A 16305-nucleotide genomic window follows, 5' to 3' on the forward strand; every position below is an offset into this window, starting at 1 on the left:
CGGATGAGCGATTATAAGCATACCCTTAACCTGCCCGAAACGGCCTTTGCTATGCGTGGCAATCTGGCGCAGCGTGAGCCGCAAATGCTGGCGAAATGGACAGAAGATGGCCTGTATCAGCAGATCCGCAGTGCTAAAAAAGGCAAAAAAACTTTTGTTTTGCACGACGGTCCTCCGTATGCCAACGGCAACATTCATATTGGCCACGCCGTTAATAAAATTTTAAAAGACATTATTGTTAAAGCAAAAACGCTGTCAGATTTTGATGCCCCTTATGTACCCGGCTGGGATTGTCACGGCTTGCCAATTGAGCTGGTTGTGGAAAAGAAACACGGTAAGCCGGGCACCAAACTGACGGTAGCCGAGTTTCGCCAGCATTGTCGTGATTACGCGCAAACCCAGATTGAAGCGCAAAAAACCGATTTTGTGCGCTTAGGGGTGCTGGGCGATTGGGATAATCCTTACCGGACCATGGATTTTAGCTCTGAGGCCAATATTATCCGGGTGCTCGGCCGGATAATTGATAACGGTCATTTGCAGCAGGGGTTTAAGCCAGTGCATTGGTGTACCGACTGTGGTTCGGCGCTGGCCGAAGCTGAGGTGGAGTATCAGGATAAAGTATCGCCGGCAATTGATGTGCGTTTTCAGGTAGTTGATGAGCAAATGGTTGATAAATTCGACCACCCTGAACAACATCGTGGTCAGGGGCCGGTCTCAGTGGTGATCTGGACGACAACGCCCTGGACGATTCCGGCTAACCGGGCCGTCGCTGTCAATGCTAAACTGGATTACAGCCTGGTGCAGATAGAGCAGGGCCCGAATGGTGCCGAGCGATTAATCATTGCTACCGATCTGGTGAATGAGGTGATGGCCCGGTCGAATATTGAGCACTATCATGCGCTGGGTTTTTGTAAAGGTGAAGCACTGGATTTGGTGCAGATCCGCCATCCACTGTATGATTTCAGCGTACCGATTATTCTGGGTGAGCATGTTACCACTGAATCTGGCACCGGCTGCGTGCATACGGCACCAGGCCATGGCCAGGAAGATTTTGTGGTCGGCAAACAATATGGGCTGGAAGTCGCCAACCCGGTAGGGGCAAATGGTGTGTACCTGCCTGATACGCCGCTGTTTGCCGGGCAGCACGTGTTTAAAGCCAATGACAGCGTAGTAGAGGCGTTAAAAGCCGCCGGTGCGCTGCTGGTACATAAGGCATACAAACACAGTTATCCGCATTGCTGGCGCCATAAAACGCCGATTATTTTCCGTGCCACACCGCAGTGGTTTATCAGCATGGATAAACAAAGCTTACGCCAGCAATCACTTGCAGAGATCGCCAATACGCGTTGGATCCCGGATTGGGGTCAGCAGCGGATAGAAAAGATGGTTGCCGGTCGGCCGGATTGGTGTATTTCCCGCCAGCGTACCTGGGGCGTGCCGATTGCGTTATTTGTTGATAAAGACACCGGGGCTTTGCATCCCCAAACTCAGGCTTTGCTGGAGCAGGTTGCTCAAAAGGTCGAGCAGGGCGGGATTCAAGCCTGGTTTGATTTGGAAGCAAGCGAGCTGCTGGGCGCCGATGCAGAGCGTTATGTCAAAGTGACTGACACCCTGGATGTCTGGTTTGATTCAGGGGTAACTCATGCTTTTGTGGTCGACCAACGCCCTGAGTTCAATCATGCGAAGCAGGCAGATTTGTACCTCGAAGGCTCTGATCAACATCGCGGCTGGTTTATGTCATCATTAATGACTGGCGTAGCAAGTAAAACGCATGCACCATACCGTCAGGTCCTGACCCACGGCTTCACTGTTGACGGTGAAGGTCGCAAAATGTCGAAGTCACTGGGTAATGTTGTTTCTCCGCAAGAGGTCATGAATAAATTAGGGGCTGATATTTTACGGTTATGGGTAGCCACTACCGACTACACCTCGGAAATGACGGTATCTGATGAGATCCTAAACCGGGCCGCCGATAAATACCGACGGATCCGTAATACCGCACGTTTTTTACTGGCTAATCTGAATGGTTTTAATCCGGCAACGGATTTGGTGCCATTTAATGAAATGGTTGAACTTGACCTGTGGATGGTAAGCCGGGCGGCAAAACTGCAGCAGGAAATTATCGAAGCGTATGATAACTATCAGTTTTTACAGGTGAGCCAAAAGTTAATGAATTTTTGTACGGTAGAGCTGGGCAGTTTTTATCTGGATGTGATTAAAGACCGCCAATACACCGCGCATAAAGATAGCGTTGCCCGTAAGTCATGCCAGACAGCACTATATCATATTGCTGAAGGTATGGTGCGCTGGATGGCCCCGGTAATGAGCTTTACCGCTCAGGAAATCTGGCAGGCTCTGCCAGGTGAGCGCAGCAAGTATGTCTTTACGGATGTCTGGTACGATGCGCTCGCTGCCATGCCGGCCGGAAAGTTTGATGACGATTACTGGCAACAACTTCTGCAGGTTCGGGATGAAGTTAATAAAGTGCTGGAAGCGGCCAGACGTGAAGACAAAATCGGTGCTTCACTGCAGGCTGAGGTTACCTTGTATGCTGGCACTGAGCTGGCAGCAGCGCTTGGTAAACTTGGCGATGAATTACGTTTTGCGTTGATTACCTCAACGGCACAGGTCAGCAGCGATGCGGCACCTGAACAAGCTGTTGCCACCGATATTGCCGGCTTAAAAGTGTTGGTTACTGCCTCAGCAGCGGCCAAATGTGAGCGATGCTGGCATCACCGGCATGATGTTGGTGCCGATAGTGCTCACCCCGGTATTTGTTTACGGTGCGTCAGTAATGTTGCCGGCATTGGTGAGCTGAGGAAATTTGCCTGATGCAGTTATTTAAACAAACGGGCTGGCGCTGGTGGTGGTTAATCTTGCTGCTTATTGTTGTGGATCAGATTTCAAAGCAATGGGTACTGCATGCTATTCCTTATCAGGGCAGTATTCCGCTACTCCCGGTGTTCGAGCTGGCACATGTATATAACACCGGCGCGGCATTTTCATTTTTAAGCAATGCTGGTGGCTGGCAGCGCTGGTTTTTTACGGCTATTGCGGTGGTGATCAGTATCGTTATTGCTATCTGGTTAAGCCGGGTGGGGCGCGGGCAACAAAAACTTAGTCTGGCCCTGGCGTTAGTGTTGGCTGGCGCCATTGGCAATTTAATTGACCGGGTAATGTATGGCTATGTTATTGATATGCTACATGTGTTCTATAAAAGCTGGAGTTATCCGGTGTTTAACCTGGCAGATTCGGTGATCTTCATTGGCGCCATCTTACTAATATGGGATAGTTTTAGCAGTAAACCCGAGGTTAAAGTATGACGCAGGCAGCAATTACCACCAACAGTACCGTATTGTTTCATTTTGATATCACTCTGGCCGATGGCAGTGCTGCGGAGAGTACCCGGGTGCAAAATAAACCGGCCAAGCTGCAAATGGGTGACAATAGTATCTCTCCTGCGTTTGAAGCTCAGTTATTGGGCTTGGTTGCCGGCGAGAAAAAATCTTTTACCCTGGCGCCGCAGGACGCTTACGGGATGCCTAATCCTGATAATATTTACTATGTTGATCGTAGTAAATTTTCTGGCGATGCCCCGGCCAAAGTAGGAAGTATTATTGGCTTTGCGATGCCAGATGGTTCCGAACTCCCGGGCCTGGTGCGCGACGTGGTGGGCGATTCAGTGACGGTAGATTTTAATCATCCGCTGGCCGGACAAACCCTGACTTTTAACATTGAAATCGTAAAAGTGAGCTAAGCAGATGGATATTTTATTAGCCAACCCGCGTGGTTTTTGTGCCGGGGTCGACCGCGCCATCAGTATTGTCGAGCGGGCACTGGAATTATATGAGCATCCTATTTATGTGCGCCATGAAGTGGTACACAACAAGTTTGTGGTAGATGGTCTGCGCCGCAGTGGCGCAGTATTTGTTGATGAGCTGGATGAGGTGCCAGATGGTAACATCGTTATTTTCAGTGCCCATGGTGTATCGCAAGCCGTGCGCGAAAACGCTAAGCAGCGTGGTTTAAAGGTTTTTGACGCTACCTGTCCTTTAGTAACCAAAGTACATATGGAAGTTACCCGGGCCAGTCGTAAAGGCATTGAATGTATTTTAATCGGCCATGCTGGCCATCCGGAAGTAGAAGGCACCATGGGCCAGTATGATAACCCGCAAGGCGGTATTTATCTGGTTGAATCGGTAGAGGATGTCGCCCGGTTGCAGGTGAAAAATCCGGCACAGCTGTGTTATTCCAGCCAGACCACGTTGTCGGTTGATGATACGGCGGACGTGATAGCAGCTCTGCGCCAACGTTTTCCACAAATAGACGGTCCGCGTAAGGATGATATTTGCTATGCCACCCAAAACCGGCAGGATGCAGTACGCGATTTAGCATCAAAAGCTGATTTGCTGCTGGTAGTAGGTGCAAAAAACAGCAGTAATTCAAACCGCTTACGTGAGCTGGCAGAGAAAATGGGCTGTACGGCTTATTTAATTGATACCGCCAATGATATTCAGCAAAGCTGGCTGGAAAATATCAAGGCTGTTGGCGTTACCGCAGGGGCATCAGCTCCCGAGGTACTAGTGCAGCAAGTGGTAGCTCAGCTGAAAATGTGGGGCGGCCAAACGGTAAATGAAAATCCGGGCAGGCCGGAGAACGTGGTGTTTGCCATACCGGCAGAGCTGCGTTAACCGTTACATGAGATCGGGCAGGAGGACAGGTGAATAATGCAGTAACCGGCTCGTCTGCCCTGCTATTTCCACTGCCTGATTTATGCCACGGCAGGATGGTACTCCGAGTGCTGGTGCTGGCGCAGGCTGTGGCTATTTTGCTGGCCTTTGCGCCGGGTACGGCAGAAAGCCCCTGGCAACGACTAGGCTTAATCAGTTTATTCGTCCATTGGATAGCCTTGCTGTCAGGGTACAGTTATTGCAAACTGCGGCCGGTGCTGGCCCGGCAAAGGCCGATAACCATAGCCGCCAGTTGTTTGTTACTGCTGTTTGCGATCACGGCTTTGATCAGCAGTCTCGCCTGGTTATGGTTGCATGACGCTGGTGTGTTGCTGTCCCAGCATTTTGTCCATTTTATTCTGGCCAACCTGATGATAGCTCTGGTAGTGGGGTTGATGGCTATTCAGCTCGGACTGATGCATGCCGAACGCAGTCAGCAACTGGCGGCGCAGAGCCGCGCAGAGTTAGGGGCGTTGCAGGCGCGGATCCAGCCACATTTTTTATTTAATAGTTTAAATACCGCAGCAGAACTTACTCAGCACGACAGCCAGGCTGCTGAACAGGCATTATTAAATCTGGCCGATTTATTTCGTGCTGCAATGCACGCGGGTGAACAGATTAGTCTGACAGACGAACTCACCCTTGCCAGGCAATATCTGGCGCTGGAGCAGTGGCGGCTGGGTGAGCGCATGCGCCAGAACTGGCAGTTACCAGCAAGCTTACCCAAACTTCTGGTGCCGGCGCTGACCATACAGCCATTACTGGAAAATGCTGTACGTCACGGCATTGAAAGTTCTCAATATGGTGGCACCATTGATATTGAACTGATTGACAGCAAGCAGTCTGTTACCGTACTTATTACTAATCCTTTTGCTCCGGCGCTGGATAAAAGTCGCAGTAATGGCGTAGCGCTTACCAATATCCGACAACGTTTGCAGCTGTATTTTGGCGACAGTGCCAGTTTAAATCGCAGTATTGTCAACGGCAAGTTCCGGGTTAAGCTAGTGCTTCCAAAAGCTCAGACTGGGCCAGGCTGATGAAAGTACTGATTGTAGACGATGAACCCTTAGCTCGCGCCCGGCTGCAGCGTCTGCTGGGGCCAATTGCGGGTTTCAGTTGTGTCGGTGAGGCACACAACAGCCAGCAGGCAATGAAAATGTGCCAGCAGTTGCAGCCTGACGTATTGCTGTTAGATATCGCCATGCCGGGTGGTGATGGTTTGCAGTTGGCAGCTACCCTGACCAGCCAGCCAGTGCCGCCGGCCATTATATTTGTTACTGCCCATCCACAACATGCGCTGGATGCTTATCAGGTTTGCCCTGCTGACTATATTTTAAAGCCGGTATCGGCTGAACGTCTGGCTGCGGCCCTGGCGCGCCTGGGCAATCGCACCCGGGCGCATATCGAGCGACAGGCGGTAACGGATGAGGCTATCAGCTATCAGTTGGGCTCGACAACCAGGCAGGTTGCGCTGAGCAAAGTGCAGTATTTTATTGCAGACAGTAAATACGTACGGATGGTTTTTGAAGACGGTGAAGCTTTACTGGAGCTTACCTTGAATCAGTTGCAGCAGCGTTTTCCTGAGCAGTTAGTGCGGGTTCACCGTAGCACGCTGATAAATAAGCACTATTTTAGTGCGCTGCGAGCAGCAGCCGATGGCAAACATTACGTTGAGTTAACCAACCAGGAGATCCGGCTTGAAGTGAGTCGCCGGGCGCTTAGCCAGGTAAAGCAGGCTTTAAAATTGCATCGAAATTAACGTTGGATTGATATGAAAATGACGCCGCTGATTTTTTATAAGCTGTGCCGTTTATCGGCAGAATAAACCTTTAGTCCGGGTCGTAATAGGAATAGACAACGGCTTTTGCTAGGGTAACGGTATCAAAAAGTTGTAATGAATTAAATAACAGAGAAATGGGAAACACTATGGCATTAGTGGTTGCAGATAACAGACAGAACCCGCTTACGCCAAGCGGCCTGCAGTATGGTTTCACTCTGATTGAATTGATGGTGACAGTAGCAGTGTTAGCCATAGTGCTGACTGTGGCCGTGCCGAGTTTCGCCAGTCTGGTGAATAGTAACCGTTTGAATGCACAAGCGAATCAATTGTTAGCTGCCATAGAATATGCCAAAACTGAAGCAGTAAAAAACAATACTGTTATTACCTTTTGTCATTCCGATGATGGTAGTACTTGCAGCGCTGCCGGTACTGCAGGGTGGCAGGGTTGGTTGATTGGTGTAGCAGCAAACCCTACTGGTATTGAAGCAGGGAGTACAATGCGAGCCGGAACCCTGGAGTCGGCGCAGTTGGTAATTCGCGGTAGTGAAACACTTACAAATGCAGGTGATCAAATAAGAATTACACCGCAAGGATTATTGAGAACTGATGCTCGTTTGCCACTGCAGGCAACGTTGCGTGTATGTCACCCAACGTCTTCGATTAACCCAAATAGTCGGAATGTTAGAATTCGTTCAGGTGGCCAATTAGCTGTTATTGGCGAGCAAAACGATGGCTGCCCAGCCCCTTAGGAATATGAAAATGAAGAAAATCAGTGGTTACACCAAACAGCAAGGCACCAGTTTACTTGAAGTATTAATTGCCGTGCTGGTTTTAGCAATTGGTATTCTGGGTGTTGTTGGTTTGCAATCAGTAAGTCTGAGAAGCACCAATACCGCGCACGAACGGGCAATGGCGGTAATATTATCTGAGACCTTATTTGAAGTAATGCGAACTGAAGGTCCGGTTGCCAGGACCGGCGCTTTTGCAATGAGTACCTGCGAAGGTGTTGGTGGCATTCCAGTTACCGCGGCCTGGCAGCAAGATGTTAAACAGGCAACGTCTGAATGTGCCTTGGTAGAGTGGGCTGACGGCGTTTATACCGTAACGATGGACTGGAGTGATGAGCGACTTAATGCCAACTCTGTTGTGGTGATGGAGGTAAGGCCATGATGCAGTTCAAGGCGAACCGGGGCTTTACTTTGGTAGAGTTAATGATTGCTCTGGTCCTGGGATTGGTGTTGTTGGGTGGTGTGATAGGCGTATTTTTATCTAACCAAACTACCAATAGGGTGAATAACGAGCTGGCATCTTTACAAAGCAGCGCCCGTTTAGCCTTCCAGTTAATGTCACAGGATATTCGCAGTGCTGGCTTTGCCGGTTGTAATAACTCAAATCGTGTTGTTAGTGTAATAAACGGCGCACCGGCCTGGTCACAATGGCGGGAAGATGCGAGAGGTTTGGAAGGTTTTGGTGTTGGTACTAATGGCGTAAGCGAGTCGTTGCGTTTAATGTATGGTTCAGGTAACACAACGTCAGTACTTAACCATGTACCGCCGTTACTAACTTTAAACGAAAATACAACACTGCAAACTGGTGATATTGCTATGTTATGCGATGACACACTGGCTGCAATTTTCCAGGTAGCGGCCACAGCGCCAAATGTTGTAAGCCATGCCGTCGCTGCACCATTGAATTGTTCTCAGGATTTGGGCTTTCAGTCGCCGTTGGTTTGTGCTGACTCACGTCCCAGAGTATTTCCGGGTGGCGCTATGTTGATGCGGTTTGAATCAGCATTATGGTTGGTTGCTGCCAGTGCTGATAATCCGGCTATAAACTCTTTGTACCGTGAAATTATTATTGGCGGTAATGTCGTTCGCGAAGAAGTATTGTTCGGTGTTTCCAGCCTTAATTTTGCTTATCAGGATGGAAGTGTTCCATTTGTATTTGGTCCTGTTGCATTTTCACCTGCAGTTGTCATGAACAATGTTGTTGGTGTCCAAGTTATACTTGTCATGGATCCGAATGCCTATACCAATGCTAATTTGCCGCTGGCGATGCGGACCATTCAATTTTTTGCCTCTGTGCGTAACAGATTGAGGTAGCGCCATGAAAAACTATTATCGTCAAAAAGGTGCAGTACTGGTTGTTGCGTTATTGCTGTTATTGGTAATAACGTTGGTGTCAGTTGCTAGCATGCAACGTTCTGTGCTGCAAGAGCGCATGACAGCTAATTTATATGAGCGGCAATTGGCTGTGCAGCAAGTTGAGGCAGCTTTGCGTTCAGCGGAAAATTGGGTGGCGGCACAGTTACCTGATCCAAGAGTTCAAATACCCGCGAACGCCTGGTTCTATAATGTGCCAGTGGTTGCCGCAGTTGACCGTTGGCAAGATCCGTTAACGGTGTGGCGAGATGCGCCAGCAATTAATACTGATATGGCAAACAGTGCCCAGTATTTTATTGAATATCTGGGTGAATGGCCGTCACCTACCGCTCCTGATTGCGCCAGCTCGACCACTATTGAGCCTGAATGTCTGTCGCCTACTTTTCGTATTACTGCCCGCAATATCGTAACACCCGGCACGCCGGAAGTTTTGATGCAAACCATCTGGCGTTTGTAAGGTTATGAGGAACTCTAAAATGAGTAAATATAATACCGTCTCAAAAAATGCTTGGCTGATGTTTAGCATGGGTATGCTTATGGGTTTATCAAGCGCTCATGCCGCGACAACGCTGTCAATTCCTCAGGTGCCATTGCAAACAGGTAGTGATGTGCCGCCCAATATTCTGTTTATGCTGGATGACTCAGGGTCTATGGCCTGGTCTTATATGCCAGACAGTATTAGTGGTATCTGCAGAAATTCAACGGATGTTGAAGATAGAGCAATGGGGCGATCGCCTCATATAAACAAAGCCTATTTTGATCCAGCTGTAAATTATGTTGCACCGCTGCAGGCTAACGGTACCCCATTTGCAAATGCTAGTTTCACTGCTGCCCGAACTAACGGCTATAGTTCGTCGTCCGCGATAGTTAATTTGAAAACGAGTTTTAGAGCAACCTGGCAATATCAGGATGGTGGCAGCGATGCGTTTTGTGGCTCTGCAGGCGCTGCAGATTACTATTTATATGAGCCGGCATTATGTGATGATGATGACGATGAAGATGATGAGGAATGTTATCGGAGGTATATTGTCGACGAGCAGAGTGATGCCATTAAACAGAACTTTGCCAATTGGTATTCTTACTATCGTTCACGCTTAATGTTGTCTAAAGCTGGTATTGGCAGAGCTTTCCAAACCTTGCCTGAGAGAATGCGCGTTGGTTATGGCCGTTTAAACCGCAATCCAGAAGTGGAACGGGGGGTCAGAGCATTTGAAGGCTCGAATAAAAATCAGTTTTATACTTGGCTTTATGGTCGGCCCGATACCACATCTGGCACGCCACTTAAATCTACCCTGCAGGCTGCCGGTGATTATTATAAAACGGCTGAACCTTACCGGGCTGAACCGGAAAATACCAGTAGTGGCCTGGTGTCATGCCGGCAGAATTTTACTGTGTTGATGACCGACGGCTTTTATACCAACCAGAGTCGCGGCTTTGGGGACTCAGATGGCGATGGTGATGGTGATACCCTGGCAGATATTGCGCACCATTACTGGAAAACTGACTTGCGCTCCGATTTAGAAAATAATGTACCGAGTGGTACGTTGGATCCGGCCAATTGGCAGCATATGGTTACCTACGGGGTAGGGTTGGGAGTTGATGGTACTATAACTAATGTTGATGATGCCAAAAAATGGCCAATTAATGATAGCCGTTGGCCAAAGCCCGATAGTAATCCAAGAAAAATAGACGATTTGCTCCATGCGGGGGTAAACAGTCGAGGAGGCTTTTTTAGTGCCAGGGATCCGGAAACCTTTAACACTGAACTGACGAATACTTTACGCAATATCGTGAACAGGGTGGCTTCAGCGTCAAATCTGGCCGCGACCACCACGACGTTGCAAGAAGACAATAGCGTGTTTCAAGCATCATTTAATACTTCTACCTGGAGTGGTGAACTGGTTGGTGTCGATGTAGAAGACTTCTCTGTACAATGGACTGCTAACTTTCCAGATTGGGGCGACCGGGTTATTGAAACCAGTCGGGGAAGTGGTGCTAATCCTGCGCAGTTTAGCTTTGAATGGGCTGAGTTGAATTCTGCTGAAAAAACGGCATTAGACAATGAGCAAACCGTAAATTATTTGCGGGGCGAAAGGGTTAATGAGTTAACGCTGTTTCGTGAAAGAGCTTCATTGCTAGGTGATATCGCTCACTCATCACCTGTTTACGTTGCTGAGTCACAAAATAGAAATTATCAGCGCTACAGCTGGCCTGAAGCCAGTAGCTATCAATCGTTTTTGACAACGACTAAAACGCGGGCGCCAAGGATATTTGTAGGCGCAAATGATGGTATGTTGCACTCTTTTAATGCTGATGCAACTGTTTCCGACGCGGGCGAAGAGACGTTCGCCTATGTGCCACAGGCTATGTTGACTGAGACATCCCGACTGACAGATTTTGCCAGCATTGATTATGAACATCGGTTTTATGTGGATGGCTCTCCTATTGTGGCAGATGTGTTTATTGGTGGAGCCTGGCGTACTGTCTTGGTGGGTACACTTGGCCGTGGTGGCGACTGGATGTTTGCACTTGATATTACAGATCCATCAGAAATAAAAGTACTATGGGATATTAAAGTTCCTGAGTTAGGGATTATGCCGCACAAACCTGTTATCACCCGTCTGAATAATGGCCGCTGGTCAGTGTTAGTAGGGTATGGCTACAATAATAGCCCAGGCAAATCAGGTTTGCTGGTCGTTGATTTGGAGCAAGGCGCAAGTTTGCCAATAAGAAAGCTGGAAACGTCTGACAGTGATGCTGTCGGTTTGGCTCAGGTAGAGGGTTGGGACCAGAATAAAAACGGGAATACAGACTGGGTATTTGCCGCTGACATCAACGGCAATGTGTGGAAATTTGATTTAAGCTCGACGTCTGCCAGTTCCTGGCAAGTCGCGTATGGTGGAGCACCATTGTTTGTCGCTAAAGATACTGCGGGAAAGCGGCAGCCTATTACGGGAGGTGTGACACTGCAAAGCCATCCGGATAACGCTGAGCTTTGGGTATTTTTCGGTACCGGTAAATTTATAGAGACGGGCGATAGTGTCAATGCTGATACGCAAAGCTGGTATGGTATTAAAGATGGTGAACGAATTAGTAGCAGAAGCGAGCTGGTATCAAGAACTATGACTAATGTTGATTATACTAATCCAGATACTGGCGAGGTCCGCAGTGCCCGTAGTTTACCCTACGTAGAAGGTAACGACATGGACGGCAAGCGTGGTTGGGTAATGGATTTGGTTGACACCCGTGAGCGAATCACCTCCAAACCAAGATTTATTAGTGGCAATTTAGTGATGAATACAATTATACCGGATACAGATCTGTGTAATCCTCAGGGTGACGGTTGGATAATGGCAGTTGACCCTTTCAAAGGATCGCGTTTGAATTATCACTTCTTTGATTTATCTGGTGATGAAAAGTTTGAAGGCGCGGATGGCTTACCTGATGGTGCGGCTGCTAGCGGCGTAAAATTTGATGGTATGCCAGGAGAGCCGGTATTCTTTACTGAGGGTGACAAATCTACAATGATTACACCTGATTCGACTGTCGGTTTAAATAATACCCCTGTAAATGTGGGGATTCTTCGCGGAAGACTTTCTTGGCGGGAGTTGATTAACTAATGATGTCTTATAATGTTAAACAAAAAGGTATGACCTTAATCGAGATAATGATTGTGGTAGCAATTGTCGGCATTCTTGCCTCAATTGCTTACCCTTCGTATCAGAATTATGTGTTGCGCAGCCATCGTTCAGCCGCAACCAGCTGCCTATTGGAATTAGCGCAGTTTATGGAGCGAAATTATACCCAAAATATGCGCTATGATTCAGTAGGTTTTGCCTTGCCAAACCTGCAATGTATGACGGAGTCTGCCAACCGATATGATTACACTAGCGTGCAAGCACAGCGAACCTATACCGTTACTGCAACAGCAATAGGACCACAGGCAAATGATACTGCCTGTCCAACGCTAGGTATGGATCAGGCTGGTACGAAACTGGTAAGTAATGCCAGCGTTGCAGCCACGGTTGCGGAATGCTGGTAATTTATTTTGGTTAAAATTTGATCTTTTGAAATAATGTTGTAACTTTATAGTTAAATTAATTAACTATGGCATACGGATATGCGGTTACAACACGGCGTTAGTCTGCTGGAAGTTTTAATCACCTTACTGATCCTTAAACTGGGGTTGCTTGGCGTGTTAGCCGGGCAAACCCTTGCTTTACAATATATTATAGATGCTACGCAACGAACCACCGCGGTGGCGCTGAGTGCTGCCTTAGTGCAGGAGCTTGGCGCCGTAATAACCGATTCCCCTGATTTTAGCCTTGAACTTAATGCTGATAGCCTGGCAGAGATACCAGGTTGTTCTGCTGCGGTTGCCTGCAACGACACTGAGTTGCGCGATTATCAGTTGGCGCGCTGGCAGCAGTTGTGGCAGCTCCGAGCCGAGACCGGGGCACCTATCTTTTCACCGCAGTTCTGCCTCCAGTTTGCTGATAACAACTTACAGTTACAGGCCAGCTGGCAGCAAAGGGCTAATGCAAATGGTGCCACGACGCTCAGTTGCGAAGCTGGTCCGGGCCGATCAGGTCTGGCATTAACCGCGCGGATCCCCTGATTATGTTACCTCGTGGTTTTTCGTTGGTAGAGTTATTAATCGCCATGCTGTTAGGGTTAGTACTACTGGGTTTTACCGTGCAAATTTTTGCCAGTCTGGCAGCGTCGTCACGGCAAGCCCAGCAATTGGCGCAGTTACAACAAAATGGTCAGTTGGCACTTAATCTGTTGCATAACGAATTACAAAATACCGGCTTTTGGGGTGGGGTTAGTCTGAGCGATATTAGCCAGGCGGCGGTTGAGATAATGGCACCGACGCCTGACTGTGTCGAAGATGATATGGATAGCGGCAGTTTTCCGGTAGAGGGTCAGATTTTTACCAGCTTGTATGGCAAAGTCGCGACATCGGGGCGTCAGCTCAACTGTCTGACATCGCTAGCTGTCGATAGCGAAATACTACAACTTAAAAGAGCGATTGGCCTGGCTGTAACTGCGGCAGAATTGCGGCCAAATCGGTTTTATATAACACCACACTGGCAGCAGAGCCGTTTTGTCAGCCAGGACAGCGCGGGGATCGACGTTGACAGTGTTTATTATCCTTATCAGCACTTAGTTTTTTATATTCAAAATCAGCGGGTTGATGGACAGATCATTCCGGTATTGATGCGAAAAAGGTTAGTTCGTTCCGCTGCTGGTAGCGCCCGGATCGCAACCGATTCAGTTATCGACGGGGTAGAGCGCCTGCATTTTGAGTTTGGCATTGATACCGATGCTGACGGCAGCTTAAATTATATGCTGCCGACGGTATTAATGAGTAAGGAGCACTGGCAGCAGCAGTTAGGCAAGATTGTCAGCATCCGGTTTTACATCTTATTGCGCAGCACGGCACCGGATCCGCGCTACCTTAATCAGCAATCGTATCAGATGGGTAGCAGCCGGTTTGAAGCGCCCGATGATCATTACCGACGTCTGTTACTGGCGGGTAGCGTGTATTTTAATAACGCAGCATTTTAAAAGAAATTGCCACGCGAGCCAATTATCAGCTTAACAAACGACAAGCAGTTATTTCATCCACATAGAATGACTACCCACAACAGGGAGGTTGTATGCGACAGAGTGGTATGGCGCTGATAAGCGCTCTAATCTTTCTGCTGGTAATGCTGTTAATTGTCAGTACAAATTTAGTCATCAGCCAGATGAGTACTAAATCGGCACAGGCTGCGCAGCGGCAATTACGGTTTGAACATCAGGCTCTGGCATTTCATCTGCGTGCCGTAACTGATACTACCAGTGCGGTTAGCGAAGCAGATTTAACCCTAGTCAGCCGCTGCCCGGCCAGTTATGCGGTGTGGTCTGAGTCGCTAGTGCAATGTGATCTATTGACTCTGGCAACCAACTTATTATCGGATGATCACAAGTTTGCCGCAGGTTACAGCAGCATGTTGCTACGCCAGCAAGTGGTCGACGGGGAGGTGCTGGATGCAGAATAACCGTTTAAGTACGTCCTCTGATGCCAGCAGACAGACCTCTGAGCAAATCCAGCAATGGCTCAAACTTGCGCCGGTATTGGCCATCGTTGTACTGACTTTGCTCGCTGCTGTAGTGTTTTGTTTCAGTGCACTGGCATCAACGCCAGAATGCTGGCGGGCGCCGGCAGAACCACGTTTGCTGGAACTGGAAGGTAGCAGCAGTTCCGGACCTTTGCAGCGATTTCTGCATCATAACGAGCGAGATGGAGATGGTCAGCTTGAATTGTATTCATCGGATAGTCCGATAGCCCTGGCATCATTGTACCGCTGGCCATTAGCCGACGGTACCGGGGCCGCAGCCGCCTTTTACGCCAGCCCCGAACCGTTGGATAGTGACTACGACGGTCTGGTAGATCAACTTGTCATTACCGATATCACTGGCCGGATTTGGTTAACCAGGGTAAACGCGACAGGGTTTACAGCTACGCGCTTGTTGGCAAATTTAAGCCATCCCGACTGGTTGTTTATAGCAAGTGCAGGTGTAATAGAGGTTAGCCTGCCCTTGGGATTGCGTCCTGATGGGCTGGCAGGTCGGCACCAAAAATTACTACTTATCGCCAGAAATATTATTACCGGTGAAGATGCTTTGTTTACGTTGCGCCTGCCAACTGGTGTACCGGTAGCAACACCTGTGCACTTTGCCGATTTAGTCGACCGTACCGTATTAACTGACACCGAGCAGGAGGAGGGGCTTAGCAACGAACAATGGCTAAGTATCGTTGCTAGTGCAGGCTGGTGGACCAGGTTATCTGGTCAGGTTACCCAACCACCAAAAGTCGTTGCCGGGGTAATATATAGTGCGGTCGCTACCAGCGATTTTACTGCAGATGAGTGCGCAGAGCACAGCGCAGACCACGATGTTGTTGCCATGCAACTGCACAGTGCTGGTCTGGTGTACAGTCAACGCCGTTTTCGGCTGCTTAATGGCGAGGGGCAGTTAAAACTACAGCGGCAAACTGACGGCACCGCAGCGCTGGTATTAGACAGTCGCGATGGGCAGCAACACGTACTGGCAGATTTAAAAATGATCTCGCCGCTGTGCCCGAACTGTACCGAGCAATTAAAACTGGACGAGTACCCACGCTGGCTGAAATTGGCAACCTATCGGCATGAAACAGGAGCACACTGATGATCGCGATATTTCGCAACGGCTTTACGTTAATTGAGTTGATGGTTGCGGTGGCGATAGTGGGCATATTAAGTGCAATCGCTTACCCGTCTTACCAGCAGTATGTGTTAAAAACCCATCGGGCTGAAGCGAGCAAACTATTATTGACCGCAGCTAATATTCAGGAAAGACAGTTAGCAGATCACGGCCGTTATACCGATAATGTTGCTTTACTGGGGGTGGCGCCAGACGGTATCACCGCAAGTGGTCGTTATCAGTTACAGGTACTGCTGAGTGATGCCAGCAGCTATACCCTTGAAGCAACAGCACAGGGGCCGCAGCGGGCGGATAATGATTGTCTGGTTTTTACCCTCGAGCATACCGGCCAGCGTAATCGTAGTATGCCTTCTTCATTATTTTGTTGGGACTAGTCAGTTTT

At 48.7% G+C, this 16305-nt stretch carries 17 protein-coding genes; all 17 read left to right on the forward strand.

Annotation, left to right across the window (positions count from 1 at the left end):
- Nucleotides 1–3 precede the first annotated feature (3 nt).
- The 17 genes from ileS to B2Q61_RS08000 all read left to right on the forward strand — a co-directional run bounded on the left by ileS (nucleotide 4) and on the right by B2Q61_RS08000 (nucleotide 16297).
- A complete protein-coding gene (gene ileS / locus B2Q61_RS07920; RefSeq protein WP_290618952.1) occupies nucleotides 4–2832 on the forward strand; it encodes an isoleucine--tRNA ligase in 2829 nt (942 codons plus the stop codon).
- The gene (gene lspA / locus B2Q61_RS07925) at nucleotides 2832–3323 is read left to right on the forward strand and encodes a signal peptidase II (protein WP_290618950.1); all 492 of its coding nucleotides are present in this window, start codon (nucleotides 2832–2834) and stop codon (nucleotides 3321–3323) included. The genes ileS and lspA overlap by 1 nt, the downstream gene beginning before the upstream one ends.
- Nucleotides 3320–3757, forward strand: coding sequence for an FKBP-type peptidyl-prolyl cis-trans isomerase (gene fkpB, locus B2Q61_RS07930; protein WP_290618948.1), 438 nt, complete (start codon nucleotides 3320–3322; stop codon nucleotides 3755–3757). The genes lspA and fkpB overlap by 4 nt, the downstream gene beginning before the upstream one ends.
- 4 nt (nucleotides 3758–3761) lie before the next feature.
- On the forward strand, nucleotides 3762–4691 hold the full coding sequence (gene ispH, locus B2Q61_RS07935; protein WP_290618946.1) for a 4-hydroxy-3-methylbut-2-enyl diphosphate reductase: 930 nt from the start codon (nucleotides 3762–3764) through the stop codon (nucleotides 4689–4691).
- A gap of 29 nt (nucleotides 4692–4720) precedes the next feature.
- Nucleotides 4721–5767 (forward strand): sensor histidine kinase, encoded by a 1047-nt coding sequence (locus tag B2Q61_RS07940; RefSeq protein WP_290618944.1) that lies wholly within the window; start codon nucleotides 4721–4723, stop codon nucleotides 5765–5767.
- Nucleotides 5767–6489 carry a LytR/AlgR family response regulator transcription factor gene (locus B2Q61_RS07945; protein WP_290618942.1) on the forward strand — a complete coding sequence of 241 codons (723 nt, stop codon included), beginning with the start codon at nucleotides 5767–5769 and terminating at the stop codon, nucleotides 6487–6489. The genes B2Q61_RS07940 and B2Q61_RS07945 overlap by 1 nt, the downstream gene beginning before the upstream one ends.
- 167 nt (nucleotides 6490–6656) lie before the next feature.
- Nucleotides 6657–7259 carry a GspH/FimT family pseudopilin gene (locus B2Q61_RS07950; RefSeq protein WP_290618940.1) on the forward strand — a complete coding sequence of 201 codons (603 nt, stop codon included), beginning with the start codon at nucleotides 6657–6659 and terminating at the stop codon, nucleotides 7257–7259.
- A 10-nt stretch (nucleotides 7260–7269) separates the two neighbouring features.
- Entirely contained in the window at nucleotides 7270–7680 is a 411-nt protein-coding gene (gene pilV / locus B2Q61_RS07955; RefSeq protein WP_290618938.1) for a type IV pilus modification protein PilV, read from the forward strand.
- A complete protein-coding gene (locus B2Q61_RS07960; RefSeq protein WP_290618936.1) occupies nucleotides 7677–8612 on the forward strand; it encodes a PilW family protein in 936 nt (311 codons plus the stop codon). Before pilV ends, B2Q61_RS07960 begins: the two co-directional genes overlap by 4 nt.
- 4 nt (nucleotides 8613–8616) lie before the next feature.
- Nucleotides 8617–9129, forward strand: a complete 513-nt coding sequence (locus B2Q61_RS07965; protein WP_290618934.1) for a pilus assembly PilX family protein — start codon at nucleotides 8617–8619, stop codon at nucleotides 9127–9129.
- A 19-nt stretch (nucleotides 9130–9148) separates the two neighbouring features.
- Nucleotides 9149–12292, forward strand: coding sequence for a pilus assembly protein (locus tag B2Q61_RS07970; protein ID WP_290618933.1), 3144 nt, complete (start codon nucleotides 9149–9151; stop codon nucleotides 12290–12292).
- Nucleotides 12292–12714, forward strand: coding sequence for a type IV pilin protein (locus B2Q61_RS07975; RefSeq protein ID WP_290618931.1), 423 nt, complete (start codon nucleotides 12292–12294; stop codon nucleotides 12712–12714). The genes B2Q61_RS07970 and B2Q61_RS07975 overlap by 1 nt, the downstream gene beginning before the upstream one ends.
- A 78-nt stretch (nucleotides 12715–12792) precedes the next feature.
- Nucleotides 12793–13290 carry a hypothetical protein gene (locus B2Q61_RS07980; RefSeq protein ID WP_290618929.1) on the forward strand — a complete coding sequence of 166 codons (498 nt, stop codon included), beginning with the start codon at nucleotides 12793–12795 and terminating at the stop codon, nucleotides 13288–13290.
- 2 nt (nucleotides 13291–13292) lie between these two features.
- Nucleotides 13293–14243 carry a PilW family protein gene (locus B2Q61_RS07985; RefSeq protein WP_290618927.1) on the forward strand — a complete coding sequence of 317 codons (951 nt, stop codon included), beginning with the start codon at nucleotides 13293–13295 and terminating at the stop codon, nucleotides 14241–14243.
- A 92-nt stretch (nucleotides 14244–14335) separates the two neighbouring features.
- Nucleotides 14336–14719 (forward strand): hypothetical protein, encoded by a 384-nt coding sequence (locus B2Q61_RS07990; protein ID WP_290618925.1) that lies wholly within the window; start codon nucleotides 14336–14338, stop codon nucleotides 14717–14719.
- Nucleotides 14709–15887, forward strand: a complete 1179-nt coding sequence (locus B2Q61_RS07995; protein WP_290618923.1) for a hypothetical protein — start codon at nucleotides 14709–14711, stop codon at nucleotides 15885–15887. The genes B2Q61_RS07990 and B2Q61_RS07995 overlap by 11 nt, the downstream gene beginning before the upstream one ends.
- Nucleotides 15887–16297 (forward strand): type IV pilin protein, encoded by a 411-nt coding sequence (locus B2Q61_RS08000; RefSeq protein ID WP_290618921.1) that lies wholly within the window; start codon nucleotides 15887–15889, stop codon nucleotides 16295–16297. The genes B2Q61_RS07995 and B2Q61_RS08000 overlap by 1 nt, the downstream gene beginning before the upstream one ends.
- Nucleotides 16298–16305 lie beyond the last annotated feature (8 nt).

This window comes from Arsukibacterium sp. UBA5043 (assembly GCA_002415085.1).
GTDB lineage: Bacteria > Pseudomonadota > Gammaproteobacteria > Enterobacterales > Alteromonadaceae > Alishewanella.

What these genes read in the sequence shown, in the direction of transcription:
- B2Q61_RS07990 (WP_290618925.1), top strand. Translation starts at nt 14,336, where the DNA reads ATGCGACAGAGTGGTATGGCGCTGATAAGCGCTCTAATCTTTCTGCTG.
- B2Q61_RS07975 (WP_290618931.1), top strand. Translation starts at nt 12,292, where the DNA reads ATGATGTCTTATAATGTTAAACAAAAAGGTATGACCTTAATCGAGATA.
- ileS (WP_290618952.1), top strand. Translation starts at nt 4, where the DNA reads ATGAGCGATTATAAGCATACCCTTAACCTGCCCGAAACGGCCTTTGCT.
- lspA (WP_290618950.1), top strand. Translation starts at nt 2,832, where the DNA reads ATGCAGTTATTTAAACAAACGGGCTGGCGCTGGTGGTGGTTAATCTTG.
- B2Q61_RS07960 (WP_290618936.1), top strand. Translation starts at nt 7,677, where the DNA reads ATGATGCAGTTCAAGGCGAACCGGGGCTTTACTTTGGTAGAGTTAATG.
- ispH (WP_290618946.1), top strand. Translation starts at nt 3,762, where the DNA reads ATGGATATTTTATTAGCCAACCCGCGTGGTTTTTGTGCCGGGGTCGAC.
- B2Q61_RS07985 (WP_290618927.1), top strand. Translation starts at nt 13,293, where the DNA reads ATGTTACCTCGTGGTTTTTCGTTGGTAGAGTTATTAATCGCCATGCTG.
- B2Q61_RS07950 (WP_290618940.1), top strand. Translation starts at nt 6,657, where the DNA reads ATGGCATTAGTGGTTGCAGATAACAGACAGAACCCGCTTACGCCAAGC.
- fkpB (WP_290618948.1), top strand. Translation starts at nt 3,320, where the DNA reads ATGACGCAGGCAGCAATTACCACCAACAGTACCGTATTGTTTCATTTT.
- B2Q61_RS07965 (WP_290618934.1), top strand. Translation starts at nt 8,617, where the DNA reads ATGAAAAACTATTATCGTCAAAAAGGTGCAGTACTGGTTGTTGCGTTA.
- B2Q61_RS08000 (WP_290618921.1), top strand. Translation starts at nt 15,887, where the DNA reads ATGATCGCGATATTTCGCAACGGCTTTACGTTAATTGAGTTGATGGTT.
- B2Q61_RS07995 (WP_290618923.1), top strand. Translation starts at nt 14,709, where the DNA reads ATGCAGAATAACCGTTTAAGTACGTCCTCTGATGCCAGCAGACAGACC.
- pilV (WP_290618938.1), top strand. Translation starts at nt 7,270, where the DNA reads ATGAAGAAAATCAGTGGTTACACCAAACAGCAAGGCACCAGTTTACTT.
- B2Q61_RS07945 (WP_290618942.1), top strand. Translation starts at nt 5,767, where the DNA reads ATGAAAGTACTGATTGTAGACGATGAACCCTTAGCTCGCGCCCGGCTG.
- B2Q61_RS07970 (WP_290618933.1), top strand. Translation starts at nt 9,149, where the DNA reads ATGAGTAAATATAATACCGTCTCAAAAAATGCTTGGCTGATGTTTAGC.
- B2Q61_RS07980 (WP_290618929.1), top strand. Translation starts at nt 12,793, where the DNA reads ATGCGGTTACAACACGGCGTTAGTCTGCTGGAAGTTTTAATCACCTTA.